This window comes from Mesorhizobium sp. M8A.F.Ca.ET.218.01.1.1, assembly GCF_004791165.1.
Classification (GTDB): domain Bacteria; phylum Pseudomonadota; class Alphaproteobacteria; order Rhizobiales; family Rhizobiaceae; genus Mesorhizobium.
This window is the reverse complement of record NZ_SRUZ01000010.1, coordinates 38,227-53,747: the sequence shown is the minus strand read 5'-3', so window position 1 is coordinate 53,747 and position 15,521 is coordinate 38,227. Positions and strand designations below refer to the sequence as shown.

Genomic DNA, 15,521 nt, shown 5'->3' with positions numbered 1-15,521 from the left:
GCGAGTAAAGCCCCCTCTCAGACCGGCAACCCGAGCTGCTTTCGCAGGCTCTTGTCGAATGCGGTCGCGGGGACGAAACGGCGCAGGAGACTGACCTGGCGCGCCATCTTTCCCGCCGTATAGCGCCTCTTCGGAGCGGGATCGGTGGCCGCTTTCAAGACCGTCGCCGCCACCGCTTCGGGCGCATCGCCGCTTTCCATCGATTTCCGCACGGCTAGGGTCATGCCGGCGCGCGCGGAGTCATAGATATCAAGCACCTGATCGGGAGCAGCGAGATTCTCCTCGAACGAGGTGCGTGTATAGGCGGGCTCGACCAATGCAACGCGAATGCCGAACGGGCGCAGTTCGTGGTCGAGTGATTCGGAATAGCCCTCGATGGCATGTTTGGTCGACGCATAAAGCGCGAAATAGGGAGCCGGGATGAACCCTTGTACCGAACTCAAATTGACGATCCTGCCCTTTCCCTGGCGCCGCATTGCCGGCAGCACCGCATTGGTCACGCGCAACACGCCGAAGACGTTCACGTCGAACAGTGCCTGGGCCTGCGCAGTCGAGGACTCCTCCGCGCCGCCAAACAGACCCATCCCGGCATTGTTGACAAGCAGGTCGATGCGTCCGGCCTTGGCCAGAACGTCATCGACCAGTTTCGCCACGGACGCGTCATCGGTCACGTCGCAGGTCAGCATGGTGACGCCGTCGGTCCTCTCGCCCGCCTCGCGACGGCTGGTTCCGAACACGCGAAAGCCCGCCTCGAGCAGGGCCTTGGCCGTTGCGTGCCCGATGCCGGAGGACGCCCCGGTGACCAGGGCGACGCCGAGATTGGTTTTGTTCATGGAAATTCTTTCTTAGGCCAGGGTTGCGTTTCGAAAATGTGGCCCGCTGGTCGTCCAGGGCCAGCGGCTCATCAGCGGCCGCTCCGGCGGTCGTACCGGCTGGCTAGTCCGTCCAGCGCCGGAACAACGCGCTGGCGTTAACCCCGCCAAAGCCGAAGCCATTGGAGATCGCGTAGTCCATCTCCATTGGCCGGGCGTGGTTTGCGACGAAGTCGATCCCGTCGCCGGCCGGATCGGGGGCGCTCAGATTGAGCGTCGGCGGTGCGACCTGGTCCCTGAGCGCCAGCACCGTGAAGATGGCCCCCAGCCCGCCGGCGGCTCCGAGCAGATGTCCGGTCGCCGACTTCGTTGCGCTGACCGCTATGCCGAAGTCCGCGCCGAAGACCCTTTTAATCGCCTCGATCTCTCCCGCATCGCCGACCGGCGTGGAGGTCGCGTGCGCGTTGAGATGGCGGACTTCCCGTGCCGAAATGCCGGCTTGGGCGATCGCGATCTCCATGGCTCGGCGCGCACCGTCGCCATCCTCGGGTCCGGACGTGATGTGATAAGCATCCGCCGTCGTGCCGTAGCCGACGAGCTCGGCCAGCGGCTTGGCGCCGCGCGCAAGCGCATGGCTCAAGGACTCGACGACCAGGATTCCGGCTCCTTCGCCCATGACGAAGCCGTCTCGCAGCATGTCGAACGGACGGGACGCCTGATCGGGACGGTGATTGAAGGAGGTCGAAAGGGAGCGTGCCGCGGCAAAGCCGCCGAGGCTGACCGCATTCATGCAGGCTTCCGTTCCGCCGCAGACCGCGATGTCGGCCTCATTGGCGCGGATGAGACGCGCCGCATCGCCGATCGCCTGGATGCCGGCCGCGCAGGCCGTCACCGGAGCGCCGAGCGGACCCTTGAACCCGTGTCGGATCGAAATTTGTCCCGCTGCCATGTTCACCAGGAAAGATGGCACGGTGAACGGTGAGAGACGCCGAACACCGCGCTGGTCGACGGTTCGCACGGCTTCGGTTATCGCGGGAAATCCTCCGACACCCGAAGCGATGATCGTCGCGGTGCGAGCCCTGTCATCGTCCGAGACCGGCTTCCACCCCGCCTGGGCCAGCGCCTCTTCCGCCGCCGCCAGTGCAAAGACAATGAAGCGGTCCGCCCTGCGCTGTTCCTTCGGGGCCAGGACGGTGTCTGGATCGAAGCCGGCTTCGGGGTCTTCCTGCAACGAGGGAACCGTTCCGCCGACCTTCGCCGGCAGGTCTCCCACCATTTCGGCCGGCAGGCTCCTTATGCCCGAGCGGCCAGCCAGGAGCCGGGACCAGGACGTCGCCACGCTGGCCCCAAGAGGGCTGACTGCTCCCATGCCTGTAATAACGATCCGACGCATCTCTACTCCAGCTGTCATTCTGCTTGATCCGTTCGCGTGATGGCGCAGCGCGGGCGCCCGGTCGCGATAACCGCCTCTATTCCTGCGCGGCCGCAATTCGCCTGACTTCGCCGGCGGCGGCATCGAGAAAACCCTGCGACATCTCTTCATCCTTGAGGATACGGGAGATCGTCACGGCACCCACCATCAGAGACAGCATCGCCATCGCCTTGCGATGGGTTTTTGGACCTTTTGCCGCCGGCATCAATTCGTCGAGAACCTCGAGGTGGGCTGCTATGCCATCCTGGAATGGCGCCCTGACCTCTTCGCCTTGGCGCGCCGCGTCCGAACCAAGCGCCACGATCGGACAACCGTCGCTCTTCTCTTCGCGATGCCCTGTTGAAAGGTAGAGCCCGATAAGGGCTTCAAGGGGGTCGGGGCTTCCGGCAGCAACAGCCGACCATCTGCGGGTCGCGTGTTCCATCGCTCGCCGCGATGCCTGCGCTGCCAGATCCTCCTTGGAGTCGAACTGCTTGTAAAAGGCGCCTTGGGTCAGCCCGGCACCCTTCATCAGATCCTTCAGCCCGATACCGTCAAAGCCGTGCTCTCGAAAAAGCCGGCTCGCCGCGTTGATGACCGCGTCGCGATTTGCTTCCGCCTGTGTGCGACTGACTCGCATCTCGACTCCCAATTTAGATTTCGTTCGACATCTATAACAAGGATAGAGTTTGAACGCAATCTAATTTGAATCCCTCCCTCCGCGGCAGAGGATGGAATGGCGACGCAACCGGAACGCTCGTATCTCGTTATGTCAGGGCTCAACTCATCCCTCGAGGCTTACATTGGGACCGACAGATGAAAAAGACCTATGAAAAACCGACGCTACGCAGACGTGGGAGATTGACGGCCCGCACGGCGCAGATCGTGGTTTCCGGGGTGACGGTGATCCGGTGATGTCCGCGGCGGGACCTAGAAGTTCGGCTGCGAGTTGCCAGGTCAGATACCGGAACCAGAAGCGCCATGGGTCTCCGGCTCGTCCTCGGGCACCTCGCCGGGCTCGAATTCGTTGAAGCAGCCGAGCCCGCGCTTGAAGCGGTCGATCAGCCACGCGGCCGCCGGCTTCGGGCTGCGGTCGTTGCGGTGCATGGCAAACAAGGGCGAGCTCGTTTCCTTGTAGGGTTCGAGATCAAGTTCCACCAGGCGGCCACTGGCCAGATCGTCGGCGATCAGCCAGCGCGGCAGCCCGCCCCAACCCAGCCCCTCGCGCATCAATATGTGCTTGGTGCGCATGTCGGTCAGTCGCCAGGTGCGATAGGCGAAGACGCCGTAATCGCGTCCCTTGGTGCGCTCGGACTGGTCAATGACGACGAGCTGCGTGTGCTCGCGCACATCCTCGAGCGCCACCGGCTTCGGCAGCAGCGCCAGTGGATGGTTGGGTGCGGCCGCCGGCACCAGGGACATGAAGCCGATGCGCACGAGGTGCACGTCGACATCGCCCAGCAAGCCGCCAATGCCGAGATCCGCCTGGCCGCTGACGACGAGATCGGGAATGAGGCCGAGCGTGCCGATATGCAGGCGCAGCGTCACGGTCGGGAACTGCTTCTCGAACGCCTTCAGCACCCGCACCAGCACGGGTGAAGGCAATGCCACGTCGACCGCCAGCGCCACCTCGGCCTCCAGCCCATGATGGTGGCCGTCGGCGCGTGAGCGGATGCGCTGCAGCACGCTCACCATGCGCCGCGCGTCTTCCAGCATGGCCCGGCCGATCTCGGTCAGTTGCGGCTCGCGCGTGCCCTCGCGCTCGAACAGCTTCAGCCCAAGCTGCGCCTCGAGATTGGCGATGCCGTAGCTGATGACGGATTGCGCCCGGTTGAGCTTGCGGCCTGCGGCCGAGAAACTGCCGGTGTCGGCAACGGCGACAAGGATCTGGAGCTGGTCGAGGGTCGGGTTCGGCTGCATTTATCCTATCCATTCGATAGATGGATCATATAGAAAATATACCAGTTTATCTGATGGATCGATAGCCCCATATGGAGCGGGACAATTCATTCCACTGGAGAGACCCGCTATGTCCATTCTTCTTGTTACCTCGAGCCCGCGCGGCGCTGCCTCGCACTCGACCCGCATCGCCACCGAATTCGCCCAGAAGCTTCTGGCCGCCGACCCGTCGAACACGCTGGTCGTGCGCGATCTCGTCGCCAACCCGCTGCCGCATATCGATACCGATTATGCGACCGGCATCTACACCCCGGTTGAAGCGCGCACCCCGCGCCAGGCCGAAGTGGTGGGCGTTTCCGACGTCGTGCTCGACGAGTTGTTCGCCGCCGACACGGTGATCCTCGCCACCGGCTTCATCAACTTCAACATCTCCTCGACGCTGAAGTCCTGGGTCGACCACATCGCCCGCTCCGGCCGGAGCTTTGCCTATGGCGAGAACGGCCCCAAGGGCCTCGTCACCGGCAAGAAGGTCTATATCGTGCTGGCTTCGGGCGGCATCTATTCCGAGGGCGCGGCCGTGCAGTTCGATCACGCCATTCCCTATCTGCGCGGCGTGCTCGGCTTCCTCGGCATGACCGATGTCGATGTCATCCGCATCGAAGGCGTCGGCATGGGGCCCGACGCGGTCACCGCGGCGCTCGCCAAGGCGACCGCCAAGGTCGATGCCGTGGTGGCCAGCCAGCAGGCCGCTGCCGCCGCGTAAGGCTCGCGATCATCTGAACTCGAAAGGCAGGCGTTCGCGCCTGCCTTTTTCGTTTTAGCCAATGAAAAGCCTGAGCAGGGCCGCCGAAGCGACGCCGATCAGCACGGTCGGCAGCATCGAAAGCCGCGTCGCGGCGATGAAGGTGATGGCCAGCGCCAGAAGGTCGGCGGGATTGCGCGACACGAAGGCCGGCGCGATGACCGAGATCAGCACGCAACCGGGTGCCGCCTCCATCACCGCGGTCGCCCGCGCGCTCAGCACACGGTTGCGCAGGACGACATAGCCGCCGATCCGTGTGAGATAGGTGACTCCGGCCATCAGCACGATGGTGAAAAGGGTTGTCATGTCGATCATGCATCACCTGCCATCAACCAGGCAGCAAGCAGCCCCGACACCGCACCCGCCGCGACATACCAGGCGCCGGGAATGAAGAGATAGACAAGGGCCGCGACGACTAGGCTGACCAGCCAGGGCCGCGCCGCCGCCACGCTCTTCCACATGCCGCGCATCAGCACCAGGAAGACGGCCGGAAACGCCATGTCGAAACCATAGGTCCCGACATCGCCCAGCATCGGGCCGAGCAAGGCGCCGAGCGAGGTGAAAGCCACCCAGGTGAGATACATCGCCAGCGCGGCGCCCATATAGTAGCGCGGGCTGAAGGCCGGGCCGATGCCCGCGGCGGCGCGCTGCTTGGCGTCGGCCAGGCCCAGCGCCCAGCTTTCGTCGCACATGAGGAACAGCGCCGGGAAAACCTTGCGCCGCGGCAGTTCGCGCAGGAATGGCGCCAGCGCCGCTCCCATCAGCAAATGACGGCTGTTGACCAGGAAGGTGATGGCGACGATGAGGAGGATATGCGGCGGCGACGTCCACAGCTGGATCGCCGCGAATTCCGAGCCGCCGGCGAAGTTCAGCCCGGTCATCATCGATAACTCGACCGTGCTCAGCCCCTTCTGCGTGGCCTGGGCGCCAAGCACCAGCGCGTAGGGAATGGTGCCGACCTGCACCGGCGCGCAGGACGTCACACCACGACGGAACTCGGATTGCGAACCATTGCCGGCCGCTTCGACTGCCTGTGAAATGCTCATGGTCTGCCACAGGCCAGCCTCACAGCCGCCCTGCCCCGCGTTTGAAATTTCTTGGGTGTCAGGAGCAAAACATACCCACACTTCTCGGCAATTTGGTTGCGAAGATTGTTGTCTTTGAGCCAATTTTGGCATTCACTGTCACATATTGCCAGGAAAATGGAATTCAACACCATGAAGCTCGACGACATCGACAAGCGCATCCTGCGGGCGCTGCAGCGCGACGGCCGCATGGCCAACAATGATCTGGCAAATGAGGTCGGCCTGTCGCCCTCGCCTTGCCTGCGGCGCGTCAAGCTGCTGGAGGAAGCCTGCATCATCGACCGCTATGTCGCCGTGATCAATCCGGCCAGCATCGGCAAGGGCCTCACCTTCTTCACCCGCATCTGGCTGAAGGCGCAGGACGAGGACACGATCGAACATTTCGCCACCGAGGTGGCCAAGCTGCCGCAAGTGATGGAATGCTATCTCATGCTGGGCGACTGCGACGCCATGGTGCGCGTGGTGGCAGCCGGCATCGACGACTACCGCCGCTTCCAGTCGGAACATCTCAGCCGCATCAAGGGCGTGCAGAACGTCAAGACCGACGTGCCGAGCCAGACGATCAAATACACGTCGGAACTGCCGATCTAGGACAGGCCAGGAATGCAGCAGCTTGCAACTCGAAAGCACGATCGAAAATGGAGGTCAAATTCAGGGAGCCAGTATTTCGGGGCACCGCCGCAATCCGGGCATCCAGACTGGATAAAAAATGCAACCGGATTGTAGGATGAACGCCGATGCCGGCGTCCTACGGACGCAAGGGCACGGCGAAGCTGGACCGTGCCGCCTCAAGACTGCGTTCCGGCATGGGAGAAAACCATGAACCTTTCCTACCGTTGGGTCATCGTCGCGGCTGGCGCGCTGATGTCCTGCGTCGCCATCGGCACCATGTTCTCGCTGGCGATCTTCCTCGAACCCATGGCGCTCGATACCAACTGGTCGCGCGCGGGCATTTCGAGCGCCATGACGCTCAACTTCCTGGTGATGGGCCTCGGCGGATTCGCCTGGGGCGCCCTGTCTGACCGCTTCGGCGCCCGAATCGTCGTGACGATCGGTGCCGTGCTGCTCGGGCTGGCGCTGGTGCTGGCAAGCCGCGCCGGTTCGCTTCTCACCTTCCAGATCACCTATGGCGTGCTCGTCGGGCTTGCGGCCAGCGCCTTCTTCGCGCCCATGATCGCGCTGACCTCAGGCTGGTTCGACACCAATCGCGGGCTGGCGGTATCGCTGGTCTCGGCCGGCATGGGCGTGGCGCCGATGACGATCTCGCCCTTGGCCCGCTGGCTGATTTCGGCCTATGAATGGCGCACCGCCATGTTCGACATCGGCCTCCTGGCCTGGGTGCTCCTATTGCCCGCCGTCCTTCTGGTGCGCCAGCCGCCGAAGCCCGCCGCCTCCGATGCGGCCGCGGCGCCAGTCGCCGAAGGCGCCGGCCTGACGGTCGGGCAGGCGCTGCGCTCGCCGCAATTCATCGTGCTGGGGCTGACCTTCTTCGCCTGCTGCGCGGCCCATTCCGGCCCGATCTTTCACATGGTCAGTTACGCCATGCTGTGCGGCGTCGCCCCGATGGCCGCTGTCTCGATCTACAGTGTCGAGGGTCTGGCTGGGCTCGGCGGCAGGCTGCTCTACGGCGTGCTTGCCGACAGGCTCGGCGTCAAGCCGGTGCTGATCGCCGGGCTGGCGATCCAGGCGATCGTCATTGCCGCCTATCTCTCGATCAGCCAGCTCGACCAGTTCTATATGCTGGCCGTCATCTTCGGCGCCACCTATGGCGGCGTCATGCCGCTCTACGCGGTGCTGGCGCGTGAATATTTCGGCCAGCGCATCCTCGGCACCGTGTTCGGCGCCGCCACCATGCTCTCCAGCCTCGGCATGGCGCTGGGGCCGCTTGCCGGCGGCATGATCTTCGACGCTTATGCCAGCTACCATTGGCTGTTCATCGGCTCGGCTCTCATCGGACTGGGCGCCGCGGGCATAGCCATCGCCTTCCCGCCGCTGCCACGCAGGACGTTCCAGACGGCATAATGCATGCCGCCCGGAAGTGTCCTCGGTTCCGGCATAACGACATGCATAAAATCACCTACAGCAGGTCGGGCGAATCCTATTCGCCGCGACATGCTGTAGGCACGACCGGACGGCAATCGCGGCCAGAAACACGCGGGCTTGACGGGCCAATGGCCGGTCAAGCCACCGCCTGCTTCGGCGTCACGCCGACTTGAGGACCGTGAACGGCCGTTTTTGAACGGCCCGTTTGGCCTGGAAAATCGCGGCCGGAGCCGGGCGGCCGACATGAAAGCCCTGGACCTTGTCTATGCCGAACTGGCGCATGAGGAGCATCTGCTCCTCGGTCTCCACCCCTTCGACCAGGATTTTGTGGCCGCGATTTCTGACCAGCGCGATGATGTCCTGCAGCATCGCCATGCCCTTGGGGGTGCCGCAGTCGTGGAGAAACGAGCGGTCGATCTTGACCGTATCGAAATCGATGAGACGAAGCCACGAAAGGCCGGCGAAGCCCGTCCCGAAATCATCGAGCCAAATCCTGATCCCGAGCAGCTTCAGGTCGCTGATGCAGCGCAGGATGTCGGAGTGCATCTCCATCTCCAGCCCTTCGGTGATCTCGAAGGCCAGCCTGTTGCCGGTCACGCCGGTCTCGCCCAGAATGGTCGCGACCGATGTCGCGAAGCCGGGCGTCTTGAGCTGGATCGGCGAGACGTTGACGCTGACGACGCGCACGTGATCCTGCGCCAGGAGCTCGGCGCACACCGTCCTTATTGCCCAACGCCCGAGCTCGAGGATGGCGCCGGTTCGCTCCGCGACGGGAATGAACAGGCTCGGCGGAACCAGGGTGCCGTCCAGCATCTTGAGGCGCATCAGCGCCTCCACGGCCTCGACCCTGCCCGACGCGACGTCCTGGATGGGCTGATAGACGAGCGAAACGAGATCCTGGCCGATCGCGATCTTCAGCAAAGCCGCCAGGTTCTCGCTCTCGTCGCTGCTCTGGGGATCGGTCGGATCGAACAGCCGGACACAGTTTCGGCCGCTGGCTTTTGCCAGATAGAGCGCTCGATCGGCCTCGTGGATGATCTTTTCCAGCTTGGCGGCGGTCTGCTTCCTGGTGAATGCGGCGCCCACGCTCGCCGTCACGATCGCGATGCCGTCCCGCCGCAACTCGTGCGCGATCGCCAGGTTCTCGACCGTGCGGCAAATGGCTTCCGCGAGATCCGCGACCTGGTCTTTCCTGCCCATGCGGGCCAGGACGATGAATTCCTCACCGCCATAGCGGCCGATGGAGCCGTCATATTGCTTGATCAACTCGCTGAGCGCATTGGCGACCTGGATCAGGCAACGATCGCCTTCCTGATGGCCATAGCAGTCGTTGAACTTCTTGAAGAAGTCGACGTCGATGAGGATCGCCGCAAAACCATGGCCAAGCTTTTGCCAGTCATTCCAGTAGTCGCGCAGTTTCTCGTCGATCGCGCGCCGGTTCTCCAGACCTGTAAGCGGATCCGTCCGCGACAGCCTGAGCAGGGCCTTGCCGCGCTCGGTGGCCTCATTGTGCTGGATCTTGGCTTCCAGCGCGTTCAGGAAGACGTTGTAGCGCTCTTCGTTCAGCTTCCAGTTCACATAGGACGTGAACGTGAAGCACGAAACGTAGAAAGTGCCGAATACCATCTTGTATGTCAGCGACGCCGGTAGAAAGTAGTTCACCACATACAAGATACACAAAATTATGGTCGACGTTATGATCGACACTTTGAACCGGAACGTGAAGAAAAGATTGGCACTCATCATGAAGATGGTGCCGAAGACCATGTAATAGGCGACGCTTTCCTTGTTCTCGCCCATGGAGGCAGGGCAAAGCCAGCCGAGATAACCGAAGATGATGGCCCCGGCGCAGGTCACGTCAAGCCAGTCCGTGGCGACTCCCCGGCGAAGCTGTGCTTCCAGAACCAACAGTGCGGTCAGTCCGACAGCGAAGCGGGCCGTGATCGTAAGGGCCGCGACATCCGGTATCAGCAGCAGATCCGATACCGAAAACAAGACATAGATGACGACGGCGATCCAAAGGCCCGGCCTGGCCTCCTTTCTTCGCTTCGCCTGGGCTTCCGTCCGGTAAAGGATGCGAAGTTCAGCCGCCCCCAGTTCCTGGCGCGGGTCGTGCGGTTCCGAATCCACCGCATCTGCCACTCTGGACGACGCGCGTTCGTTCACGACGAATCCCGGCTGAAGGGCATCTCGCGTTCCGAATTCTTTTGCAGCTTCTGCCCCCAACGCAGACCGACTCCTTGGGCACGACACGTCTTGCCGCGCGATCAAATGCAATGATGCAGGACAAGTTTCCGTTAACTCGAACCCGGAATCCCCTCCTTAAAAACCTCAAAGAATTGACATGGTTAGCGGGAAATTAATCATACCGATAAAATGCCCGCGAGCCGACATTGGCAAACCGAGTATTCTAAGCAATAAGTTAACTGACTGTTAACTATGGAGCCTTGGTGTGCAAACTGTCTTTGACGGCCAGAGTCTGATTACGGCGGAGGCGATTGCCGGTGGTCTCCGTCGCGGAAAGCCCGAGCATCACGGCGAAGCGTTCGAAACCGCTCGCGCGGAGCTGGCGCTCATCCTCCAGACGACACAGCAACAGGTCGAGCAGCAAAAATCTCCCGCCGAGATTGTTCGCCGCCTGCTGTCGCTCCTCAACGCGCTGCGTGCTAAGGTCCATCCCGACGTGTGGCAAGCCTTGATACCGCTGGTGCAGAACCACCCGCTCCAGAAGTACTTTCTCGAGGATCCGCTGACGCATTGGTCCTTCACCAAGCCCAGGGGGTATTCCGGCGACGCGCAGTTGCTCGACTACATCTATTGTGACCCGCACGTGGCCGAGAGCGTGGCAAGCGCCTCGGAGATCGGCAAGGCGCTTTACAGCCATACCCAGAACGTTCCGTCATGCGTCGCGGCACGGGAACGCCGCGATCTGCTGACCCGCTATGTCGATGAAACCGCGGCCAAGAATGGACCCGAAACCGAAGTCCTGGCGATCGCGGCCGGCCATCTGCGCGAAGCGAACCGTTCGACCGCATTGGCCGAGGGCCGCCTCAAGCGCTGGGTCGCGCTCGACCAGGATCCCCAGAGCGTCGGACTGATCGCGCGCGACTTCCAGGGCACCGCGGTCGAGGCCATCGACGGCTCGGTACGCACCGTGCTCACCAGGAGCCAAAAGCTTGGCAAGTTCGATCTCATCTATGCGTCGGGCCTTTACGACTACCTCCAGCACAATGTCGCCGTGAAACTCACCAAGACATGCCTGCAGATGCTGAAGCCGAACGGGACATTCCTGTTTGCGAACTACGCCGAGGGCACTCCTGACGCCGGCTACCGGGAAACGTTCATGGACTGGGTGCTGCTGCTGCGGTCGGAGGTCGACATGTGGAACATCATCAATGCCAGCGTCGACCGCAACACCGTCGAGGCGCAGGTGTACTTCGGCGAGAACCGCAACGTGCTCTACGGCGTCATCCAAAAGCGCGGATGATACCCTGACGGCACACCGGCTGATATGGGGACCTCGAGCGCTTCAAACGGAGTGCTCGAGGGTTCTTCTTTTGTTTGTGGGGGTTTTCCATCATGGCAACTCGCCTGGGCTTGCGGGCAGTCTTTCGCTTGATTGTCGCAGGTTTCCTTGCGTCCCTGACCTTGGTTGGCACCTCGTCGGGCGCCGCAAAGCAGAAAGCGCCCGAAGAATGGCCTATGAATTTCATTTTGGTTCGGAACGGCGATTGCAATGTAAGCTGCATTCAATGGATATCCGCAGAAGGTATCATTAAACCTGATACAGATAGACAATTTGAGAAGTTTCTGCGGAGTCTGAAGGGCCAGAGACTTCCGATCGTGTTTCAGTCCGGCGGCGGAAACGTGGATGCGGCGCTTGCGATCGGGCACATGATCCGGGACGCCAACCTCGAAACCGCGATAGGCAGGACGCAGTTGAATGGCTGCCCGATGCTGGTTCCGCGCTGTCCGGAAAAGATCGTTAGGGACGGCTGGTCGGAAGGGGAAGTTCATTCTGGCGGGGCGTACTGTTTCTCGGCTTGCCCATGGGCCTTGGCCGGAGGCCGGGTTCGCGCCGCGGCTGCCACTGCCCGTATCGCCGTCCATCAGATAACGAACGGCCGGAACAAACCCCGAATGCACAACGGCAGAAGAAATCTCGATGAAATTTCGACCGTGGCTGATCCGGCGCTGAAGCAGATGATGTCAGATTATTTCGACCAAATGGGCCTCAACAGCGCCGATGTGTTCGCCATGATGGGGCTGGCAACACCGCAGGGCCTATATAACGTCTGGGACGCTGAAGCGCTCAAATCAGGCATCGTAACGAAGGTCTATTCGTACTCGGAAGAGCCGGGCTATGTCATTGGTGGATCTGAGGCCAAGGCCACTCCCCCGGCGACGGCCGCACCGACGCCGACGGTTGCTCCCGCGCCGGCGGTCACTCAATCCCGGACGAACTGATGCATCTGCTTCGGTAAGGTATGGCGCGTCTTGTGCCCTAGCCGAAAATTCGCTCGCCCTGCTCGTCGACGAGCTGGATGCCCTTCTTGATCGAGATATCGACGGCATCGTCCAGCCCGGCAAAGCGGTCGGCGCGGATGAATTTGTGCTCCTTCACCACGCCATCGACCTCCTTGGAGACGACGCCGCAGGTCTGGTACTGGCCCTCGGTCTTGTAGGGCGTGGCGCTGATCGTGAACCCCTTGTGTTCGACCTGCTTGGCGGGCGCGGCACTTGCAGGCTCGGCCGCTTCGCCGCCACCGCCGCCGAAAAGACGTTTCAGAAAAGACATCGCTCAAATCTCCTTGTCGCCTACGACCGCCGTCGGTATGCGATTCACGACGTTGTTTTCCCAGCATGCGCGAATGTGCCGCCTCGTTCCAGCCCCCTGATGAAGACACAGACGAGGAGCGCGATCTGCTGGTCGATCTCGTCCGCCTGCCGGCGCACGGACCTGGCCGCATAACCGCTGGTGACGATGCCGTGCACGCTTGACCAGAGGGTTCGCGCGGCGATCCGGCGCGTGTCCTCGTCGAGATCGAAGCCGCCATCGGCAAGGACACTGGCGATGATCTCGAACAACTGGTCGAGCCGCGCCTCATAGACATCGGGCTCGGTCAGCACCGGACGCCGCCTGTTGAAGGCAAGCAGCGCCGGCCAGCTGCCGGGATGAGCCTCGACGAAGCGCACATAGGCGCCGGCCAGTGCCATCAGCCGTTGGCGCACGTCGGTGATGCCGCGCCTGCCAAGGTCGGCCATCGCCGCCGCCCCCGCGACACCCAGCCGGTCGAGCAGCCGCATGTTGACGGCGCGGTGCACACCGTCGAGATCGGAAAACAGATTGTAGACCGAGCCGACCGAGATGCCCGCCTGTTCGGCGATGGTCCTGGCCTTCAGATTGTCCATGCCGCCTTCGTTGAGCAGCGTCTCGGCAATGGCCAGCACCCGCTCGCCCGCCTCTTCCTTGTCCAGTGCCATGCTTTTCCTTCTGAATGAGCGCGCCTTGCGGATGGCCTGCTGTTCGCGACCCGATGCCGCTTCGTTTACCATATGCCGCGCATCGTGAACAGCGTTCAAAAAAGCTCTTGAACAGTGTTCATTTCCTGTTACGTTGGCATCGTGAACATTGTTCACAGAAACTTCGAAGGGAGAAGAACCATGCTTAGCCTGATCAGAACATTGCTCGACGGCGCGAGCGCACGGGCCGAGGACGGCCTGAAGGATCGCTTCGCCATCGACCTTCTGGCGCAGCGCATTCGCGATGCCGAGACGGGACTTGCCGCCGCCAAGCAGACGCTTGCCTCACTGATCGTGCGCCAACGTGCCGAGCAGGCCGGCCTCGACCATCTCGACCGCCGCCACGCCGACTTGGAGACACGCACGATCAGCGCACTGGCCGCCAGCAACGACGGGCTAGCCGAAAGCGGGGCCGCGGCCATCGCCGAACTGGAAAATGAACGCGAGGTCCGCCGTGCCACGGTGCAAAGCCTTGGCGAAAAGACCTTGCGGATGCGCGTCTCGGTGGAGCGGGCGCACCGCCGCATCATCGACCTCAACCAGGGCATGATCTCGGCCCGGGCCATCGATGCCGAGCGCAAGGCGCAGTCGCGCCTCGTCAGGTCGATCGGCCATTCGGCGAGCCTCAACGACGCCGAGGAGCTTTTAGCCCGCATCAAGGGAGCCAGCGATCCGTTCGAGGAGGCCGGCATTCTCGACGAGATCGACGGCGAGCTGCGTCATGACGCGATCCGCGACCGCCTTGCCGACGCCGGGCACGGCCCGGCGGTGAAGGTGTGCGCCAGGGACGTGCTGGAACGCATGAAGACCATCAACTGAAGACCTTGGACCTGACCACAATCCTGTCAAACCCGACTTCGATCCAATCAAAGGAACACGACAATGAACAGCAACCAGACCTACATCATGTTCAACACCGTCTCGGTCGGCGCCGCCTACTTCATGCTTGGCCTGTCGCTGTGGCTGGCGCCCGTCGACTTGTCGACCAAGGGCTACTGGGGCATGGGCATCCTGCTGCTCACCGGCAGCCTGGTGAACCTGGTCAAGTATCGCACCGACGAGCGTATCTCCGCCGAGACCACCGCCAAGATCGAAAAGGCGCGCAACGAAAAGCTGATCAGCGAATATGTCGGCAAGGAATGATGCCGGCATGGCCCCACGACAAAAGCCCGGGTCTCCCCGGGCTTTTTTGCGGTCTAACTGGCAAGAACCGGTCTTGCTGGCTCAGCGGTGTGTAAGCGCTTCCAGCGCTTCGGCGGCGGCTTCGAGAATGGCGATCGCCTCGGCCTGTTTTTCGGCAGGGGCATCGACGATGTCGCCGAGCGCCGCGCGCAGCCGGTGGCGGATGGCGCGGAATTCGTCACGCGTTTCCGAGCGTTCGCCACGACCGCCACGGCCGCCGCGACGGTCCTCGCCGTCGTCGCTCCAGCCGAACCAGTCGCGCGCCTTGGCCATCTTGCGGCCGAAGCGTTCGAGGTGTTCGAGCACGCCGTCGATCATCTCGCGGTTGTCGGCCAGATGCGCCTGCCCGGCCTCGGTGATCGAAAACACCTTCTTGTTGCCTTCGCTCGACGAGACGGCATAACCGGCCTCTTCCAGGAAGGTCAGCGTCGGGTAGACCACGCCAGGGCTCGGACTGTAGATGCCGCTGGTGCGCTCTTCCAGCGCCTTGATGATGTCGTAGCCATGGCGCGGCGCCTCGGCCAGCAGCGACAGCGTGATCAGCTTGAGGTCGCCATCGGCGAGCATCCGCCCGGCGCGAAAGATGTCGCCCGGGCCACCGCGCCCGCCGCCCCTGCCCCCGAACGGACCGAAGCCGCCGCCGCCTCTGCCACCGAACTTGCCGGCCATGTGCATGAACATGCGCTCGCCGAAATGATGATGGTCGGAATGATTGTGTCTGTGCATTTGATTGCTCCTTGAGTTCTATCTTACGATATATCTTA

The 15,521-nt window shown here is 62.7% G+C and carries 18 protein-coding genes; 8 read left to right on the top strand and 10 right to left on the bottom strand.

Translation table 11 applies throughout. From position 1 onward, the window contains the following. Nucleotides 1–17 precede the first annotated feature (17 nt). The 3 genes from EN861_RS29560 to EN861_RS29550 form a co-directional block, all read right to left on the bottom strand. Nucleotides 18–833 carry an oxidoreductase gene (locus EN861_RS29560; protein ID WP_135867286.1) on the bottom strand — a complete coding sequence of 272 codons (816 nt, stop codon included), beginning with the start codon at nt 831–833 and terminating at the stop codon, nt 18–20. A 103-nt stretch (nt 834–936) separates the two neighbouring features. Further along, nucleotides 937–2,205: a beta-ketoacyl-ACP synthase II gene (gene fabF / locus EN861_RS29555; protein WP_127276886.1), complete on the bottom strand. Its 1,269-nt coding sequence runs from the start codon at nt 2,203–2,205 to the stop codon at nt 937–939. Nucleotides 2,206–2,281: 76 nt separating this feature from the next. Further along, a complete protein-coding gene (locus EN861_RS29550) occupies nt 2,282–2,863 on the bottom strand; it encodes a TetR/AcrR family transcriptional regulator (RefSeq protein WP_127870067.1) in 582 nt (193 codons plus the stop codon). A gap of 176 nt (nt 2,864–3,039) precedes the next feature. Between EN861_RS29550 and EN861_RS35610 the strand changes: the two genes are divergently transcribed. Further along, nucleotides 3,040–3,138 carry a putative RiPP precursor gene (locus EN861_RS35610; RefSeq protein WP_189343773.1) on the top strand — a complete coding sequence of 33 codons (99 nt, stop codon included), beginning with the start codon at nt 3,040–3,042 and terminating at the stop codon, nt 3,136–3,138. Between the two features lie 42 nt (nt 3,139–3,180). Here EN861_RS35610 and EN861_RS29545 read toward each other — a convergent pair whose 3' ends face one another. Continuing rightward, nucleotides 3,181–4,143, bottom strand: a complete 963-nt coding sequence (locus tag EN861_RS29545) for a LysR family transcriptional regulator (protein ID WP_135867285.1) — start codon at nt 4,141–4,143, stop codon at nt 3,181–3,183. A gap of 109 nt (nt 4,144–4,252) precedes the next feature. Here EN861_RS29545 and EN861_RS29540 point away from each other — a divergent pair, with 109 nt between their 5' ends. Next, nucleotides 4,253–4,885 carry an FMN-dependent NADH-azoreductase gene (locus EN861_RS29540; protein WP_135867284.1) on the top strand — a complete coding sequence of 211 codons (633 nt, stop codon included), beginning with the start codon at nt 4,253–4,255 and terminating at the stop codon, nt 4,883–4,885. 54 nt (nt 4,886–4,939) lie between these two features. Here EN861_RS29540 and EN861_RS29535 read toward each other — a convergent pair whose 3' ends face one another. Both EN861_RS29535 and EN861_RS29530 read right to left on the bottom strand, forming a co-directional pair. After that, nucleotides 4,940–5,239: an AzlD family protein gene (locus tag EN861_RS29535; protein ID WP_127278822.1), complete on the bottom strand. Its 300-nt coding sequence runs from the start codon at nt 5,237–5,239 to the stop codon at nt 4,940–4,942. Then, entirely contained in the window at nt 5,236–5,970 is a 735-nt protein-coding gene (locus tag EN861_RS29530; RefSeq protein WP_127278823.1) for an AzlC family ABC transporter permease, read from the bottom strand. The genes EN861_RS29535 and EN861_RS29530 overlap by 4 nt, the downstream gene beginning before the upstream one ends. A gap of 171 nt (nt 5,971–6,141) precedes the next feature. On the opposite strand from EN861_RS29530, the gene EN861_RS29525 reads away from it, so the two are divergent. Then, nucleotides 6,142–6,600: an Lrp/AsnC family transcriptional regulator gene (locus EN861_RS29525; protein ID WP_127278829.1), complete on the top strand. Its 459-nt coding sequence runs from the start codon at nt 6,142–6,144 to the stop codon at nt 6,598–6,600. A 228-nt stretch (nt 6,601–6,828) separates the two neighbouring features. Further along, complete coding sequence (locus EN861_RS29520) at nt 6,829–8,031, top strand: MFS transporter (RefSeq protein ID WP_135867283.1); 1,203 nt, start codon at nt 6,829–6,831, stop codon at nt 8,029–8,031. Between the two features lie 180 nt (nt 8,032–8,211). Here the strand turns inward: EN861_RS29520 and EN861_RS29515 are convergent, their stop codons facing one another. Beyond that, nucleotides 8,212–10,218 (bottom strand): EAL domain-containing protein, encoded by a 2,007-nt coding sequence (locus EN861_RS29515; protein WP_135867282.1) that lies wholly within the window; start codon nt 10,216–10,218, stop codon nt 8,212–8,214. A gap of 286 nt (nt 10,219–10,504) precedes the next feature. Here EN861_RS29515 and EN861_RS29510 point away from each other — a divergent pair, with 286 nt between their 5' ends. Both EN861_RS29510 and EN861_RS29505 read left to right on the top strand, forming a co-directional pair. Then, nucleotides 10,505–11,539, top strand: a complete 1,035-nt coding sequence (locus EN861_RS29510) for a class I SAM-dependent methyltransferase (protein ID WP_127278825.1) — start codon at nt 10,505–10,507, stop codon at nt 11,537–11,539. Nucleotides 11,540–11,631: 92 nt separating this feature from the next. Then, complete coding sequence (locus EN861_RS29505; RefSeq protein ID WP_127278826.1) at nt 11,632–12,519, top strand: hypothetical protein; 888 nt, start codon at nt 11,632–11,634, stop codon at nt 12,517–12,519. Nucleotides 12,520–12,556: 37 nt separating this feature from the next. On the opposite strand, the gene EN861_RS29500 is transcribed toward EN861_RS29505, so the two are convergent. Both EN861_RS29500 and EN861_RS29495 read right to left on the bottom strand, forming a co-directional pair. After that, on the bottom strand, nt 12,557–12,850 hold the full coding sequence (locus tag EN861_RS29500; RefSeq protein ID WP_127278827.1) for an HlyU family transcriptional regulator: 294 nt from the start codon (nt 12,848–12,850) through the stop codon (nt 12,557–12,559). A 44-nt stretch (nt 12,851–12,894) separates the two neighbouring features. Next, nucleotides 12,895–13,536: a TetR/AcrR family transcriptional regulator gene (locus tag EN861_RS29495; RefSeq protein ID WP_127278828.1), complete on the bottom strand. Its 642-nt coding sequence runs from the start codon at nt 13,534–13,536 to the stop codon at nt 12,895–12,897. Nucleotides 13,537–13,716: 180 nt separating this feature from the next. On the opposite strand from EN861_RS29495, the gene EN861_RS29490 reads away from it, so the two are divergent. Continuing rightward, nucleotides 13,717–14,394, top strand: a complete 678-nt coding sequence (locus tag EN861_RS29490; protein ID WP_135867281.1) for a PspA/IM30 family protein — start codon at nt 13,717–13,719, stop codon at nt 14,392–14,394. Nucleotides 14,395–14,457: 63 nt separating this feature from the next. Next, nucleotides 14,458–14,718, top strand: a complete 261-nt coding sequence (locus EN861_RS29485; RefSeq protein ID WP_127280449.1) for a YiaA/YiaB family inner membrane protein — start codon at nt 14,458–14,460, stop codon at nt 14,716–14,718. Between the two features lie 81 nt (nt 14,719–14,799). Here the strand turns inward: EN861_RS29485 and EN861_RS29480 are convergent, their stop codons facing one another. Further along, nucleotides 14,800–15,483, bottom strand: coding sequence for a PadR family transcriptional regulator (locus EN861_RS29480; protein WP_127280450.1), 684 nt, complete (start codon nt 15,481–15,483; stop codon nt 14,800–14,802). Nucleotides 15,484–15,521 lie beyond the last annotated feature (38 nt).